This is a genomic window from Motilimonas eburnea (assembly GCF_021295345.1).
Taxonomy (GTDB): Bacteria; Pseudomonadota; Gammaproteobacteria; order Enterobacterales; family CBDFNC01; genus Motilimonas; species Motilimonas eburnea.
Genome location: NZ_JAIMJB010000008.1, coordinates 1 through 15,211, shown reverse-complemented (window position 1 = coordinate 15,211; position 15,211 = coordinate 1). Strand labels below are relative to the sequence as shown.

Below are 15,211 nucleotides of genomic sequence, written 5' to 3'. Positions count from 1 at the left end.
TATTAACCGGAAATGAGAAATAGTGATGAACGAAAACTTGCATAGAATTTATGAAGGCATAGAAGAGGAATTTAGGCGATTTCCCTTAGTTGTGTTTCCTGCTGAATTAGATGAAAAAAGAGGTCATGAGAGTTACTGGGTCGTATTCGAGGGTGACAATGAAGACGCTCAATCCAGAGAAATTGTGTGGTTAGTTGGAGGAATTAAAGACGTTTCCGAAGCAGAGGGGCCGTCAGCTTCTTCATGTCCTCTTTTCTTTTTTGAGTTAGTGCCTAATGCTACATCTCCCAAGTGGCGTGAGCGCGTTAAGTGGTTTTGGAAAGTTCAGGGGCAACCAGAAAGCGAGCAAGAGAATGCTTGGGCGGCATATGACGCAGGCATTGATGCCTACCGATGCCTACAAAGTATTGATAGCAACCCTCATCCTCATGGCTGTTTTAACTATATGGCATGGGAGACCGGTTGGACCCATGCGAAGGGAATTGGCTAAGCTAAAGACACAATTATCCAGAAAAACCAGTAGCGCCTTCAACTGATAGGGTTAATCTAACCCTATCAACTTAATCAAAGCCAACTCGAGGTAATAATGCCAGCTTCAATACGCGATCAAGCATTATGTCTATTTTTGTTCAACCTCAAGCACACAACTGAGTGCGAGCGATATTTTGATATTGAGCTGTCCGTTGAAGTCGAGAATGCGGCATTTAAGCGGACAGAAAAACTACTTGGAATTGTCGATGGTGACTTTGATTTCGATGACCAAGCCTACTTGCTTAAAGCCACGGACGCTGAGCGTTACGCTTATATGATACATAAAATCCAAAGTCGATTCCCATGCAAGACTTATCTAGTCGTGTGGGAAAATCCGTTTTTTGGTGGCTTGGACAGCTTTAATGGTGGCATTGATAGCGTCATCTAAATCCCGCGAGAAACCCCGTCCTCATCGGGCGGGGAGGGATAGCGGTTGCTCCGAAGGAGCAAAAACTACCCGATTGTTTAAGGTTGATATATACTGTTCAAAAAAACAGTGTTCTTGTAAGTATGGAAGATATCGCAATCAAACAACGTTTTTACCCAACTTCCGAACAAGCTCAATTGCTTGCGCAGACGTTTGGCTGTGTGCGATTCGTTTACAACACGATCCTGAAATGGCGAACCGATGCTTTCTACAATAAAGGTCAGAGAATCAACTACAACACGGCAAGCTCTAAGCTGACTGAACTCAAGAAACAGCCTGAGTTTGACTGGCTTAATAGCGTATCGTGTGTTCCACTTCAACAATCCCTGCGTCATCAACAAACTGCATTTAAAAATTTCTTTGATGGTCGAGCCAAATACCCAACTTTTAAGAAGAAGCGCAGTAAGCAAAGTGCTGAATTCACCAAGTCGGCATTTAAGTTTAAAGACGGCAATATCTACATTGCTAAATCCAAACAGCCGCTCGATGTTCGCTGGTCGTTTGAGCTTCCAAGCGAACCAACCACCATCACTATCTCGAAAGACAGTGCAGGCCGTTACTTCGTGTCTATGCTGTGCCGCTTCGAGCCTAAACCACTGCCTGTTAGCAAAAAGACTACTGGCATTGATTTGGGTTTGACCGACCTTGTAATTACCGCTGACGGGTTTAAATCTGGCAATCCCCGCCATACTGCAAAGTACGAGAAGAAACTGACTCAGGCACAACGCCGCCTTTCTAAGAAGAAGAAGGGATCTGCTAACTTCCACAAAGCCAGAGTAAAAGTTGCTCGCATTCAGGCAAAGATTGCCGACTGCCGCCGCGACTTTACCCACAAACTCACCACTAAGTTGATAAACGAAAACCAAGTGATTAGCTGTGAGAGTTTGAGCGTTAAAAACATGGTCAAGAATCCGAGACTGGCTAAAGCCATTAGTGACGCCAATTGGGGAGAAATGGTTAGACAGCTTGAGTACAAAGCTGATTGGTACGGCAGAACACTGGTCAAAATTAACAAGTGGTATCCGTCCAGTAAGCGTTGCAATTGCTGTGGTCACGTTGTTGATTCTCTGCCGTTGCACATAAGGCATTGGACTTGTCCTGCGTGTGAAATACGCTTAGACCGTGATACCAATGCAGCTATAAATATCCAAGCCGCTGGGCAAGCGGTGTTAGCTTGTGGAGCGTAAGTAAGTCCCGATTGTTCTAATGAACTTCGGGCATAACGCCTTGAAGCAAGAATCCCCTTTTAGGGAGGGGAGAAGTCAATGAGGCACTGGACATTCGCTGGTTAACCGAAGCAGATATAACCGAAGATGCGGGATGGTCGCAAGAAGAATTAAAGCCAATCCAGGACTTAAATCTGCTCGAAGGCTTGTTTTGTCTTGGTGAGCAGTGCCATTCCATATTTCGGGTTAACTAGCCGAGGCTATGCCTTAGGTGCAGAAATATGAGACGGAATCCACAATACACATCATTAGTAGATAGTAGAGCTCTGGCTATCGGTTATTGTTAAATTAAGTATAAATAATAGATATAAAGCTTGTGACTAAAAGGCTTACTTTAGCGCCAGGAACAGTTATCGCTGAACTTACGGTAATCAGAATGACGTCGAAGCGCGACAAATACGGTGCAGCATTAACATTGTTCCGCTGCTCATGTGGAAAATGTGTGTTAAGGGCAGCATCCGCGGTCAGACGTGGAACCATAAAGTCATGCGGTCACTTGAGAAAAGACCTTGGCCATCAGAAAGCGATAAAGCTATCACCGGGCGTAAAGGTGCATAGATGGTTGGTGCTGGAGAATAAAGGCTCAGACATGCACCGAAAGCAGCAATTCCTTTGTCAGTGTGAATGTGGCTTCAAAGCGCTCGTGTTGGGGCAAAACTTAAGACATGGGTTGAGCCGAAGTTGCGGTGGGCCAAAATGCAGAGTGAGAGATTAACCGAGACAATGTATGAGAACACTCTTAACCTAACATCCAGAAGCTCAATTTGTCGGCTGTGGCTTGGTGGATTATCAGGCAAAAAGTGCACAATCCAAATTAATCAATCCAATGGAGATATAACATGATTCAGCCAGTTGAAGTGGTACGCGATGAAAACGGATTCTTTTTTCACCCCGAATTACCAAATTGGGATGAGGGCACGACTCCGGAAGAGTTTGAACAATGGCGGCAAGCGAATAATGTCAGTTTGCTAACAGTATCGATGGAAAATAGCTACGATGATGATTTTGTTGAAGCGTGGTTCAACGGCGAGGTGAATGACTGCACACCTTGGCAACCTTTTGTCGATGTGGCTAACGCATTTATCCTCACGATTAATGATACCGAAGATGGACCTTGCGCGGTATTTGCAGTTCCAAACGTTTAAGAAACAAACAGCAATTGTGTAACTAAAAATCCAGTAGCGCCTTTAGATAGCTGTGAGATCTTATAAGCGCAATCTAACAATGAGGAAGAAACAATGCGTAAGTTAATCACACCGGTATTAGTTACCGCTGCAGCTTCAATGTTATTACTAAGTGCTTGTTCATCAAAAATGAGTGCGGAAGACATTGCTGAGGAACAAATTGAAATTGCTAAAATGCGTGAAGAAGCGCGTAAAGAGCGCATTGAGCAAGAAAATGAGCGGATGGAAGATGAACTATCCTTGGTGCCGGATTGGTTTTTAACTCCTCCTGGGCCAGATGGTACGGGTATCTATGCTGTTGGCACCGCTCACAGTAAAAGCCTTGGTTTTGCGGTTAAAAAAGCACGCTTGCAAGCCTACGCAGAGCTGGCAAAACAGTATAAGTTAGAGCTCTCAGGTCAAGAGCGCAGTCGTCAAAAAGACATTGGTATTGAAGGTGATTATACCGATACCAGTGAGTTGCTGATTGATGCTGTGTTTGACAACGTAGCGCTGGTGGGCGTTGAAACCATCAAAAATAAGCCCGTAGTCATGGATGGTCAAAAGCACATCTTCATGCTTGTAAAATTGCCATATGACGAATTTAACCGCATGTTGCAGCAACAACGGTCATTAAACAATGATGCAGAGTTTCGCCGAGCGTTTGATGATTTGGAAGCGCGTTTAGAGCGTCGACGTCAAAACCGCATGGAAGATGAACAAATTCAATACGAACGTGAAAAAGAAACCATGGCTAGCCGTGTTAATCAACTGCAAACGTTGGAAGATAATCCCGGTGGCCGTCGGGAAGATGGTAGCGAGTTATGATCGCTCGCAATCACATCATGTTCGGCGTAGCCAGCTGGGTGCTGGCTAGGCCCTACATTTATGGTGACCAAAAGGACTGGTTTCCTCTCTACTTGGAAGTGGTGCTGGTGGGGGTTGGCTCGCTCCTTCCAGATATTGATCACCCAAGCTCAAGGGCAGGAAAATTCGTCCCATTTATCAGCTACCCAGTAAGCGCATTCTTTGGGCATAGAGGAGTCACTCATAGTTTAATCGCCGTTGTTGCCTGTGTTTATGGTTTATTCTGGGCTTCCGGAGACTTGCCGTTATGGGGGCTTTACCTAGTCTGGGGGTATATGTCACATTTATTAGGTGATTACGTTTTTGGTACTAGTGGGCTTCCTCTTACTTGGCCTGCAAAGCGCCGGTTCGTTAGTCCGATTAACTTTAGCGTGAACGGGGTTATTGAAAACGTTATGTGTATAGCGATGTTTTGTTATTCAATCTATTTCGTCATGATGTGAGGCACTATGGTTGCAAAAGTTCATTTTTTTGATGTTGAGCCTTCAAGGATCTATTCTGATCGAGCAAGTAACGCTGTTGAGGCGTGGTCACTAGATGTTTTTGGTCCAATAACAGAACGATTTCTGAGCGCGTCTGTTCAAGCGAAGTTAAACTGCGATTTTGAGGAATTCAAGTTTCCTTACAACCAGCGGACATTAGAGGGCCGAGTTTTAACTTCAACAGGCAATGAAATTGGAAGGTTTACTATTGTCGAAGGAGTAATCCACTAATGCTTAAAAGTCGAACAGGGCAGCAAATTGAATTAAGGAGAGAGGTTGCGATTGTACCGGAATTGCATCATATCGTCAGTAATCTGGAGTTATACGAATTAGCTGAAATCCTCCACACATTCTTACCGGACGAAATAGACACTCACGCAATCGAGCAAGAAAAACAGAATAAATGCCGAGAAGGGTGCATTGTTATGTATTCAAATGGCTTAGAGTTTGTATTTGAAGCCATAGATCGAGGCTGGTTGTTAGATGGTGAATCAACACCATCAACTGAAATCATGTCAGTGAGTGCATTATTAGACTGTGATATTGAGCTCGAGATGATAAACAAACTGAACGAAGATAACCCGCATTACCAGTTTATAAAAATCAAGAATAGTTTGTGTATTAGGCAGGTTCATGATTTTAGATATGGCGGTATGAGGGTGTTGCACTTGATTTCAAACTTACAATCCTTGATGAATGTTGCGGGCCTACTAGGGACCAAATGCGATGAAACAGGATAGCGACATCGGACACTAAAACAGTTAAAACCTTCTTCGCCGTAAATCTCGTGAATTCATTACCCAAAATTGGCGGGAAGCTACTTTCTTCAGTGGGTGGCAATGATCAGGTAGTTCGAGTATGAGGGGAAAGTTAAAAAATATCTCTGTTTCCCAATAATTACATTAGATCCCCAAAAACGTGTAGGAGAGTGAAAATATTTCTAAATGACTCCTGCTAGTGTAATGAAATACTAGTAATCGGGGTTAAGCAATGCAAAAAGTGTCCATTGCAGTCTTAATGGCTGTCAGTCTGTCGTCATGTATCGAATTTAATAAATCTCTACCAATAGACGGCGAATGGGTCGCCGTTGATACTGATTGTGTTCTCAATGAAGCCTCAGAGATAGTCGACTATTACTATTTTGAAAATGGTCTGATTAAGAACTCTGGTATGAATAAAAGACTAGAGATCACTTCGCTACCCGACAAGTATGAAACACCAACATGTGTAGTTGGAAAACCAGTCGAAACAGTTAGCGTCATTACCGGGCCACTGGAATTGATTATTTCTGTATATGAGCCACAGCAAGGCAGAGAACTTGTCATCCATGAAGCTACCCTGTTTGGTGAGCCTGTTCCTGAGCTAGCTCAAGTAGTATTCCATGAATATGAAACTTATTTAAAAACAGTAAGAGGAAATAGCGATGCTATCCAATAACTTTAAGAACATCCCCGAAATAGTCAAGAGCAATGTAATTCTGCTTGTGAATACCGGCGTCTCTGCCTTTAAGGTACTTGTGCTCTGGCCAATTACAATGCTCTGCTTATTATTATTTATGGTGACCTTTACTTTTAATGAAGACCAAGGGTTAAGGCAAACGATCAACAGCGAGATTGTTAGCATGATTCAAGATCTTCAACAGGCTCAACCAGGTTATCTGAACATATCTCGTTGTGGATCCGCTACCGATTTGTCAGCGTCTTCGATAGCGAAAGTCCCCCAGAAATGTGAAACCTCACAAACAACTATCCAGAAGGCTGTAAACGCGTGGATGGAAGCCATTATTCAGGCATATTTGACCTTGGTTTTGTTGAGTTTTGGATACTTCTTGACGGGTACATTACTAAGTTTCTCCTCTCGTAATATGAAAAGCATAAAAGTAGTTGATGTTGCTATGAGCTCAAATGCTTCAATAAAACTAACTAAGTAGCGGTTGGTGCTCATCGTGATACAAATCCCTTGATATAAGATTTTGCTATACAAGGGGAGAGGTAATGGTAAAGCTTGGCAAACTCAAATCATTAGGTATATCTGAGCCATGGCAAGCAGCCCTTTACCCGCCAGTTGGGTATATTGATTGCCGATTCCCAATCACTCACTTCAATGTTGGCGGTTATCAGGAGGGGATAGTGTTCACGTTTGTCGGCAAGCTAAAACCGAACTCGATAGAGCTTGAGTACAAACAAAGTATCAGGGTAAAAGCGAGATTGTTTGATGACTCAGGTAACGAGTTAAGATTTATGCTCTTTACTAATAAACGTAATGTTGAACAAGTGAAACAAAAACTACTTGAGTCAGACTGGATTGCTTTACTTGGAGAAGTAAGTTACTTGGGCGCTACAATGTGGTGCCATAAAGCAAAGCAAATCGAAGTGAGTGAAGTGGGTAAAGTGATGCCGCAGTATAATGGAAAGCGCGGTGTGCTAAAACCGGAAACAGTTTTACATTGGCAAAAACAACACCTGCACGAAGTCATGCCTCAGGCTGAAACAGAGCTGAGAGAGCTCTTACACAAGATATTTAACTCCAATAAACAAATAAGAGAAATCCTTCGTTGTCACAATATGACACTGAAAGAAGTATTAGCCCAAGCGCATTTCCCTGATACACCAGAGCAGGGCGAGCGGTGCATTAAAATTTTAAACCGGGTTGCTGCTGTTGCCATGCTGAGTGAATTAAAAAAGATCAGCCATCGCCTAACTGAACAACATAGGCAGCCACTCAATCTAACTAAATGGCGAGAAAACTGTTCTGGGTTACCATTTCAATTAACCCATGAGCAAACTAGCGCAGTTGAGCGTATTACAAACGATCTCGCAAAGCCGCACGTCTTAAAAGCGATGCTCATAGGTGATGTCGGGAGCGGCAAAACGGCCGTATATGGCTTGGTGGTTGCAGCAGTCATTAAAGCCGGAGGGCGAGTCGCTATCATGCTACCAGCAAAAAACCTAGCCGAAGAAAAACATCAAGAGTTTTGCCGCTATTGGCCAGAGCTGGATGCTCAATTGGTCTGCGATGGCGCCAAAGTCATAAATGAGGATAGCGCACTCTGGATAGGCACAACGGGGTTATTATCAAAAAAGTGGAAGCATGACTTTGACCTCGTTGTCATAGACGAACAGCATAAATTCGGCACAGAGCAGCGAAATGCCCTGTTAGCGGGCACAACATCGCTTTTAGAAGTGACTGCCACACCGATCCCACGAACTTATTGTTGGATGAGGCATGGTTTAGTGCCAGTTTATACATTGCGGGAGTGTCATGTAAACAAAGAGTTTGTTTCAAGGATCTATCAGCGGCAGGAAGGCAAGTTGTTGTTACAGAGTGTATTTAAAAGCTTAAATGCAGGATCAAAGATACTCATTATTTGCCCAAGGAAAGAAGATGCCGACAATCCATCGCCTGACAACCCAATGGCTGATTTAAATAGCGTCGAAGATATGCACCAAAAGTGGAGCAAGTTGATCCAAAGGAACCAAAGCAAATTCAACAAGCATATCATCGTTGGTAAAGCTCACTCAGGTATCGATGCACAGACAAACGAAACAACCATGCAAGCCTTCAAAACAGGCCAAATCAACATTCTTATTGCAACCACAGTGGTTGAGTGTGGTTTAACCGTACCCAATTTGAACCATGTATTGATCTACAGCCCTGAAAGACTTGGAGCGGTAACCCTGCATCAATTGCGGGGACGAGGGGCGCGCGCTGGTGGCACTTGCTGTTTTGATATGTTTTTACCGTACAAGGTGAGTGACAAGTCCCTCGCGCGACTAGAGCAAATACGCACCACAACCGATGGCTTTGAGTTAGCCCTGCTCGATATGCAAAACCGTGGAGTTGGAGATATTAAAGAAAGTGGAACTTTACAGCACGGGGCCAGCAACATAGGCGTGTACGGCCAAACAGTACCGCTATCGTTGATTGAAGAAATCGGAGCCCAGATCGATATGGAGATAAAAACATGATGATTAAAAGCACGGGAAAACCAAATCGCAGCCCGTTGATTTTCTGCAATGACCTAGGGCAACCCGTGTGGAGTGGGAAATACGAGCATCAAATAACAGGGACAGAGCTGACCAATATGATGCAGTTTACGCGCCGGTACGCTCGCCGAAAAGGTTATAATGACACTAGAAATGGTGCAGCTACGGTTGATTGTTTCTTTCATCCGAGCTTTATGAAAGGCTCATTATTTGATCTTTGGCATGATAGTTATCACCAAGGGGTAGAAGACTTCTTGGATAGTGAGCCACTAGGTTGGTTAAATGAAACTCTTTAATCAGTAGCGCCTAATTGATGTTGGGGCATAATAAAAAAAACACAGAGGAGAATAAGCACATGCAATCAACATGGCCTCAGCATAACAATCAACAAACAATGACTCATTACCCTGAACCTACCCCATACCAAGCTGGCTATCAGGAGCAGACAGGCAGCAATCAACCGGCTAAGCCAAGAGAGAAGTCGTCGTTACATTTTCCTGAATACTTTAATGTCAAAGCCCACGGCACAAAAGCGGCGTGTGAAGTTAAGCCCTCTGTTACACAAGGAGGTTTTTACACCATCATGTTGGAGGCGGCATCAGCTATCCAAGGCTCGAAATCGTTTCAATGGCAAAACAAGCAAGACAAAATCTCTATTCAAGTAACGAATGAAGAACTGATCGAAGTTGCAGCCGTATTTCTTGGTTTTTCAATGGGCTGTAAGTATGGTAACCATGGCATCGGCGATAGCTCTAAGCAGTTTGAGATGAAATTTCAAACAAATAAGTATGGGCCACAAATCTTTATTCAACTAACAGAGAAAGGGAAGACACAAAAAAACGTCCCGATTCCGATGACGAAAGCAATACAAATGGGGATGGTAGCACTATCCCAGTACATCAGTAATTTTCCTGGGATGACATCGGACAGTGCTATCTCAGTTATTAAAAGATATGCCGAATTGAAAAAATACGCAGATACTCTCCACCAAAAGAAAACGAACCAATCTTAATTACCACTTATGAGAATATTTTGCATAGATTGACATAGCTCGGACTAAATAAGTGTGTCTGACTTTGGGGGTTGTGGAGTTGTAATCACCAATGGCCTCCCAAAGATTACCCTTGCGTTTTTTCAGCATCTTGGTGAAATACCAAGCGGAAGCATCGATGTTGCGACATGGCTCAACTGCAAGGTTTTTCCAAGTTGTATCGGGCTTTACGCGTTTAAGGTCGGCTAAGTTGATGGTATTAATTTGCATGATGCCTAGATCATACGAACCATCCTTGTTGAGTTTTACGGTGCCGGACTTCCCCCCTTCCATGCGATGAAGCAGCTTTAACCACTTTACATCGAACCCATAAGCATTAGCGGATTGCACCATACAGTGCTCAATAACGTGCCTGGGTACATCGACGGGCTCCGGTATTTGGTCAGCAGGTATCATAATTTTGCTCCAATATGCGCTAGAAAGTATGGCTATTTTAAGATACATGGCAGTCTATGAGTTGCATTTCAAGGCGAATCTTGGGCGAGATATTGCAATTGACTGCTCTCCCACCTAAAGGAGGGAGATTCTAGAACAGGCCACAGAAACCAGCACCGACGGCTCGTTAGAGCCTGATACCGAGGTATCCAATGCCGATTTAAGGGAGGTATCTAGCAACGTGCCGCCAGTCAGACGGTCTACACCGTTCCGGCGCATCGGCACGGGTCGGTGATACTTTACCTGTGATGGGGGGAGCATAGCGCCAGCCATAATCCTTCCATCGTGGTACTGTTTATTCAAAAAGTTGGTTGCACCAACGTTATCTCGGATCCCCACAAAGCTGCATTGTTCATTTTTGCACTTGTAGATCCGACCACTGGGTTTATGGCGATGGCTGCACAGTGGACAAGTTTGAGTGGTGTAGGCTTCACTATCTTTCTTTAAGGTGACGCCGTTGAGCTTTCCTTTGTACTCAAGGTAGTTATAGAGGATCCCCAAAGGATTACCGCTGTTCATCTGATTGGCTCTGCGAGAGCCTTTCTTCTTAACTCTGGCATGGCGTGATATTTCAGCAATATCACCAACAAACAGCGTGCCGGCTTCTCGTTCAACGCAAAAGTGGATCATTTTGTTGGCTGCATGATGCAACAGGTTATGCACTCGTTGGTGAAAACGGGCAAGTAATCTCGTTTTCGTCTTTCTTAACTTTCGGTTACGCCGAGAGCCTTTTTGAGTCTTGCTCAAACGCTCTTGAAGCATGGCGAGACTTCGGTTTTTCCCCTGAACCAACGAACGGAGGCCTCGCCCGACAATAGCTTCAGATACCACACCATCAGTCATTACCGCCAAGTGGATCACGCCCACATCAGCCGCGACCATGTTACTGCCTGCTGAAAGTGGTTTATCAATCTCGTTGCTGATGGTGATGCGAAGCTCGCGAAAGCCTAGCTCAACAGCAGCAATCTTACCTAACGGGAGGTTGGTTGGGACTTTAACTACCAGAGGTTTTCGCCCTGTACCGCACGATAATCGGAGCCGGTTACCTTGGCGCTTCACTGCACCGCCTTTCCACATCACGATCTGAAACTTTTTCTGATCGCGCCACGGGTATCGCGCTTGCTTATCCCCCTCTTTACGCTTGGTACGAGTGGCGTCAATATTAGCGCAAAACTTCTGGATGAGGGCTTGAACGGATTGGGAGTGGAGAGCAAAACGCCCCTTGAAGTGTTTTTCTAAGTCGCCCTTTGAGGGCCATTGCCAGTGGCGCGTTCGGCAGTATTTGTGAAGTTTGACCAGTCGATTCCATAGGCGAGCAGACTCACACCGAAGCTCGCTTTGAGTTCGTGTTGGCGCGCCTATGTTGATTTTAACGACTCGGACATCTTTCATTCAAAAATCACCACTGTGCATATAAACAGTATCCTCTGACAAGCTATTTACATTGTCAATCGGTTTATTGCTACGCAATAACGGCTATCCATCCCCCATCTGAAGGTAGGAGCTTTTCGCCGATTTTGGTAATTTCATACCAATCCCAACGGGAGAGGGTTGGCGGCGAAATTGTTAAACCCACTGTGTCACAGAAAGACATTATTAATAAATCAACGAAATTGTGAGCAAAACTGATAAAAGTTGGCAGGCATAGTTTGTCTGGTTGTTTTACTATTTAATTAACTTTTTGTTTGTTTTTATTCAATCTAAAGAAATCGTTCTTTAGTCATTGGATGGCATTATTTAGGTAATCGAACCTATTTTTGCTGAGCAAACTATTTTGTTACGTGAGCATACACGTTAAAAAACTATTCTTAGCGATCATAGTTAAGAGTAAAACCACAAATTAGCCAATGGCTACCATTCAGCCACTGGCATAAGAACTTCCATGTTCTTTCCGGATCGGCTGTATCTACTGTCTCTGGAGGACATTATGGAAATCTTATTATTATTAGTTTGTGCGATAATTGGTATTGTTGTTTACAGTAAAGCTGTAAAGCCAATGTTAAAATTATTCGGCTTAGGCTGGATAATTAACGAGTAATAAAAAAGAGTTGCATCCTTCTGGATGCACTCTTTTTGCATTTCCTGAATATAATCATTTCCCATTGTTGCTGTAACGCTATGAGATAGTCCATAATGTCTATATGTTCAATAGCCACGGTACTTTGCTATGTTCTATCTTGTCTCGTTTTTTTCCCTAACCTTTTTAATGTTAATGATCTATTCCGAGCGATATGATTTTGCTAATGATAAACAAACAAAACGATATTGCGCACGTTTTGGATTGATTGGTTTCATGATCCTTCAGGTTGGCGTTTATAAGGAGAATGATGTGCTGTTAGCGGTTGGCTTGGTGCCAACAACGATAAGCGCAATCTTAATGGTGTTAATGGTAATTCTGGATTACAAGCGCGAACAACGGATAGCGCCATGGTTTGACAGGGAAGGCATGTAATGAAGCGCTGTCCTAATTTGACAACCTCATTAACTTCGTGTGTCCGGCTAAAAAATGGCGTAAAACCAAAGCCACAAGATGAGATTATTGCATTTGTCTTAGAAACACAACGCGAATACGATTCGCTTATTGAGTTGATGCCAAGCGATTTTAGATATTTTAATTTCGTTGGCCACCCTTTTAAAACGGTACAATTTCAAAGAGCGAATCAAGTCATTGGTTTTGCGTCATACTATTTACACTCCCCAAAAAAAGGCAAGATAATTGCTGAACTTGCTATGGTTTATGTACTGCCTGCCTACCGCGGTAATTGCCTTGGAGGGTTGTTGTCGGCTTACACAGGCGCCATTGTGTGCAAAGATGTTGAGATTAATAACTCCCCTTTAGAACCATCAGCCTATTTCCCGTCAGATAAAGAAGAACTATCCTATCTTTTAGTCTCATTCTCGGTAGCAATTAGAAATAACAGTCCTCAGTTCAACAAGCCCAGTTTGACAATTGTACAATGAGCTTACTTTGTTAACAGTATTTATTGGTACTATAGATAACTCATCGTGCGAGGGTTTACGGCGCAATTGCTAATCACTTAGATGCCCCAAAATCGTCTCTCTAATGAAACTGAAACTAAGTTAAAGCATGTATAACTAGCGAATACAGTTACAACTGGACTTTGCTATGAAAACGAAACCCTTTGCCATTACCATCTTGTGCGGCGCTTGTTTTACCGCTAATGCCGAAATACTTGAGTACGAATTCACAGACACCAACAATAGAGTAGTCGTGAGAGGGGCGGATTTACCGTACTTGAATCCTGTTAACAACATGGAGGTCACCGTATCCGCAGGTTTAGACCGGATCATTCGAGTAACAAGCTTCCGTGGCAGCAAACAGTTGGGGCAAAAAACGTCTCAAATAGTAGGGATTAATGATCGCTTGGCAACGAGTGATGGTAAGGAGTTTTATGGTAAGCGTTTTGTTTTGCCTGTGAGTTCGGATGGTGATCACCGCATAGTGCAAGAAACATTCGATACTTCGATGAAACTAATCAAAAGAGAAGAGAAAAGCTTTGTCAGAGATACTGTAGGGCCGGAAATCACTGGGCAGATGACTGTGCGACGTCGCCACGGAAGTACGGGGTCAATTAACAATTTTGGTACCGGCGGATTGATTAAAGACATTTTTTTGCCAGGTGTGACGAGTGATATTGCGCCAGTGAAATCTGCGGTGTTCTTTACCGAAGAACAGGGTATACAGCGAACTGTCAGTGCCCCTTACAACTCCACCGACGCCTCATTAAGTGTGTCAATTGGAGCCGCGGCCAACTCCAGTATGGCTCCCAAGACAGGCACATACCATGTCGGATTTATCGTTGAAGATGAGGCGGGAAACACAACCAAGATAGAGCAAGAATCGATTATAAGTAACAACGTACCAGAGCTATTGCCTCAAGTATTAAATAAACAAACAAATAAATGGGAAGACTATCAAAGTGGTATGAAGATATACCAGCAGCCTGTAACCATGCGCTGGAGAATGCGTAAAGCAGATCATACTAGCTTTAATAACTCCCAAATTGGATGGACAGCTGGGCAGTACAGTTATGAAGAAGGCGATTATCTCTACCGGGAAGTTACATTTTCTTACCCACAACGTTACAGCTATTTCTACCAATACACTGCGTCTGGTGGCTACCGAGCCATACATTATGCTAATTACGATTTTACCTTGGCCGAAGGTGTGGAATACGGACCTAAGGCTACATCCGTTCAATGTCAGATAACGACCAGTGCTGGTTGGAGAAGCTGCACAATAGAAGAGAACAAGCCGTACACATTGACCGACGTGCGTGTTTTTGTCGCCAAGCGTAGCTATACCCAATCAGTTGTAGTGAGTAGTTTTGGGTCATGCTATGTCCCCGTTGGTAAAGAATTTTGTGACATAAGTGGGAGCATGGCATTTACGGAAGGTAGGGGATATGTGCCTTTAGCATACACCTCTGCTTATGAAGATGGTTCTTACCGAGTAACCACATCACATATTTTAAATATTTGGGATTTCAACGAACCAATAATTGAAAGCACATCTATTACCGATGGCATCGTCAACATGCGCGTGGTTGACCAAGATGCTGTCAACACTTGGAACTCCCATATGTGGCAGGTAGATAAATTCAATGCCGTTGCCAAAAAAGGGGCAAACACGGTCACCGTCCCATTTATCAAGCGTGACCGACTCGACTACAAAACCCACGATGTCCAATTTGACACTAGAAGCTTGGCAGATGGTGATTATGAAATCGTGGTTTCTGCAACAGATCGCCATGGTAACGTAGCCACAAAATCGGCAGGGAATCTACTTATCGACAACACGCCGCCATCTATCGCGGTGTTTGCGGAAAACAAAGCCATTGTCGATGGCCAAACAGTGCTGGGGCTTGAGAGTATCAGCATCAAGCTCAGTGACTTGCATGGGCCGGACATTACCGAGGTGAACATCTCAGGCGGGCCGATTTCGGATTCAATCTACTTAGACTGGGTGAAACTGGATGGTACCAACTTCAAGTTAGAATACCCGCGTATCTTCCCAAGCCT

General features: G+C 43.8%; 16 protein-coding genes. 14 read left to right on the top strand and 2 right to left on the bottom strand.

Annotated elements, in window-relative coordinates; genetic code table 11:
• Nucleotides 1-25: 25 nt before the first annotated feature.
• From K6Y21_RS09380 to K6Y21_RS09325, 12 genes are all read left to right on the top strand, one after another.
• A complete protein-coding gene (locus K6Y21_RS09380) occupies nucleotides 26-490 on the top strand; it encodes a hypothetical protein (protein WP_233071577.1) in 465 nt (154 codons plus the stop codon).
• Between the two features lie 96 nt (nucleotides 491-586).
• On the top strand, nucleotides 587-919 hold the full coding sequence (locus tag K6Y21_RS09375) for a hypothetical protein (protein ID WP_233071576.1): 333 nt from the start codon (nucleotides 587-589) through the stop codon (nucleotides 917-919).
• Between the two features lie 122 nt (nucleotides 920-1,041).
• Nucleotides 1,042-2,145, top strand: coding sequence for an RNA-guided endonuclease InsQ/TnpB family protein (locus K6Y21_RS09370; protein WP_233071575.1), 1,104 nt, complete (start codon nucleotides 1,042-1,044; stop codon nucleotides 2,143-2,145).
• An 878-nt stretch (nucleotides 2,146-3,023) separates the two neighbouring features.
• Complete coding sequence (locus tag K6Y21_RS09365) at nucleotides 3,024-3,329, top strand: hypothetical protein (RefSeq protein WP_233071574.1); 306 nt, start codon at nucleotides 3,024-3,026, stop codon at nucleotides 3,327-3,329.
• A gap of 93 nt (nucleotides 3,330-3,422) precedes the next feature.
• On the top strand, nucleotides 3,423-4,175 hold the full coding sequence (locus K6Y21_RS09360) for a hypothetical protein (protein WP_233071573.1): 753 nt from the start codon (nucleotides 3,423-3,425) through the stop codon (nucleotides 4,173-4,175).
• Nucleotides 4,172-4,657, top strand: coding sequence for a metal-dependent hydrolase (locus K6Y21_RS09355; RefSeq protein ID WP_233071572.1), 486 nt, complete (start codon nucleotides 4,172-4,174; stop codon nucleotides 4,655-4,657). The genes K6Y21_RS09360 and K6Y21_RS09355 overlap by 4 nt, the downstream gene beginning before the upstream one ends.
• A 269-nt stretch (nucleotides 4,658-4,926) precedes the next feature.
• On the top strand, nucleotides 4,927-5,436 hold the full coding sequence (locus K6Y21_RS09350) for a hypothetical protein (protein ID WP_233071571.1): 510 nt from the start codon (nucleotides 4,927-4,929) through the stop codon (nucleotides 5,434-5,436).
• 250 nt (nucleotides 5,437-5,686) lie between these two features.
• Nucleotides 5,687-6,133: a hypothetical protein gene (locus K6Y21_RS09345; protein ID WP_233071570.1), complete on the top strand. Its 447-nt coding sequence runs from the start codon at nucleotides 5,687-5,689 to the stop codon at nucleotides 6,131-6,133.
• Nucleotides 6,120-6,626, top strand: coding sequence for a hypothetical protein (locus K6Y21_RS09340; RefSeq protein WP_233071569.1), 507 nt, complete (start codon nucleotides 6,120-6,122; stop codon nucleotides 6,624-6,626). Before K6Y21_RS09345 ends, K6Y21_RS09340 begins: the two co-directional genes overlap by 14 nt.
• A 64-nt stretch (nucleotides 6,627-6,690) precedes the next feature.
• The gene (locus K6Y21_RS09335) at nucleotides 6,691-8,664 is read left to right on the top strand and encodes a helicase-related protein (RefSeq protein ID WP_233071568.1); all 1,974 of its coding nucleotides are present in this window, start codon (nucleotides 6,691-6,693) and stop codon (nucleotides 8,662-8,664) included.
• Nucleotides 8,661-8,978 (top strand): hypothetical protein, encoded by a 318-nt coding sequence (locus K6Y21_RS09330; protein WP_233071567.1) that lies wholly within the window; start codon nucleotides 8,661-8,663, stop codon nucleotides 8,976-8,978. Before K6Y21_RS09335 ends, K6Y21_RS09330 begins: the two co-directional genes overlap by 4 nt.
• A 59-nt stretch (nucleotides 8,979-9,037) precedes the next feature.
• Nucleotides 9,038-9,694 (top strand): hypothetical protein, encoded by a 657-nt coding sequence (locus K6Y21_RS09325; RefSeq protein ID WP_233071566.1) that lies wholly within the window; start codon nucleotides 9,038-9,040, stop codon nucleotides 9,692-9,694.
• Here K6Y21_RS09325 and K6Y21_RS09320 read toward each other — a convergent pair whose 3' ends face one another.
• On the bottom strand, nucleotides 9,695-10,129 hold the full coding sequence (locus K6Y21_RS09320; RefSeq protein WP_233071565.1) for a lytic transglycosylase domain-containing protein: 435 nt from the start codon (nucleotides 10,127-10,129) through the stop codon (nucleotides 9,695-9,697). It abuts the gene before it with no gap.
• Between the two features lie 114 nt (nucleotides 10,130-10,243).
• Nucleotides 10,244-11,560 carry an RNA-guided endonuclease InsQ/TnpB family protein gene (locus K6Y21_RS09315; protein WP_233071564.1) on the bottom strand — a complete coding sequence of 439 codons (1,317 nt, stop codon included), beginning with the start codon at nucleotides 11,558-11,560 and terminating at the stop codon, nucleotides 10,244-10,246.
• 1,059 nt (nucleotides 11,561-12,619) lie between these two features.
• Between K6Y21_RS09315 and K6Y21_RS09310 the strand changes: the two genes are divergently transcribed.
• Complete coding sequence (locus K6Y21_RS09310; RefSeq protein ID WP_233071563.1) at nucleotides 12,620-13,129, top strand: GNAT family N-acetyltransferase; 510 nt, start codon at nucleotides 12,620-12,622, stop codon at nucleotides 13,127-13,129.
• 166 nt (nucleotides 13,130-13,295) lie between these two features.
• The coding region (locus tag K6Y21_RS09305; RefSeq protein ID WP_233071562.1) for an Ig-like domain-containing protein at nucleotides 13,296-15,211 on the top strand (1,916 nt) is incomplete at its 3' end.

What these genes read in the sequence shown, in the direction of transcription:
- K6Y21_RS09330 (WP_233071567.1), top strand. Translation starts at nt 8,661, where the DNA reads ATGATGATTAAAAGCACGGGAAAACCAAATCGCAGCCCGTTGATTTTC.
- K6Y21_RS09345 (WP_233071570.1), top strand. Translation starts at nt 5,687, where the DNA reads ATGCAAAAAGTGTCCATTGCAGTCTTAATGGCTGTCAGTCTGTCGTCA.
- K6Y21_RS09335 (WP_233071568.1), top strand. Translation starts at nt 6,691, where the DNA reads ATGGTAAAGCTTGGCAAACTCAAATCATTAGGTATATCTGAGCCATGG.
- K6Y21_RS09325 (WP_233071566.1), top strand. Translation starts at nt 9,038, where the DNA reads ATGCAATCAACATGGCCTCAGCATAACAATCAACAAACAATGACTCAT.
- K6Y21_RS09310 (WP_233071563.1), top strand. Translation starts at nt 12,620, where the DNA reads ATGAAGCGCTGTCCTAATTTGACAACCTCATTAACTTCGTGTGTCCGG.
- K6Y21_RS09375 (WP_233071576.1), top strand. Translation starts at nt 587, where the DNA reads ATGCCAGCTTCAATACGCGATCAAGCATTATGTCTATTTTTGTTCAAC.
- K6Y21_RS09370 (WP_233071575.1), top strand. Translation starts at nt 1,042, where the DNA reads ATGGAAGATATCGCAATCAAACAACGTTTTTACCCAACTTCCGAACAA.
- K6Y21_RS09380 (WP_233071577.1), top strand. Translation starts at nt 26, where the DNA reads ATGAACGAAAACTTGCATAGAATTTATGAAGGCATAGAAGAGGAATTT.
- K6Y21_RS09315 (WP_233071564.1), bottom strand. Translation starts at nt 11,560, where the DNA reads ATGAAAGATGTCCGAGTCGTTAAAATCAACATAGGCGCGCCAACACGA.
- K6Y21_RS09350 (WP_233071571.1), top strand. Translation starts at nt 4,927, where the DNA reads ATGCTTAAAAGTCGAACAGGGCAGCAAATTGAATTAAGGAGAGAGGTT.
- K6Y21_RS09355 (WP_233071572.1), top strand. Translation starts at nt 4,172, where the DNA reads ATGATCGCTCGCAATCACATCATGTTCGGCGTAGCCAGCTGGGTGCTG.
- K6Y21_RS09320 (WP_233071565.1), bottom strand. Translation starts at nt 10,129, where the DNA reads ATGATACCTGCTGACCAAATACCGGAGCCCGTCGATGTACCCAGGCAC.
- K6Y21_RS09365 (WP_233071574.1), top strand. Translation starts at nt 3,024, where the DNA reads ATGATTCAGCCAGTTGAAGTGGTACGCGATGAAAACGGATTCTTTTTT.
- K6Y21_RS09340 (WP_233071569.1), top strand. Translation starts at nt 6,120, where the DNA reads ATGCTATCCAATAACTTTAAGAACATCCCCGAAATAGTCAAGAGCAAT.
- K6Y21_RS09360 (WP_233071573.1), top strand. Translation starts at nt 3,423, where the DNA reads ATGCGTAAGTTAATCACACCGGTATTAGTTACCGCTGCAGCTTCAATG.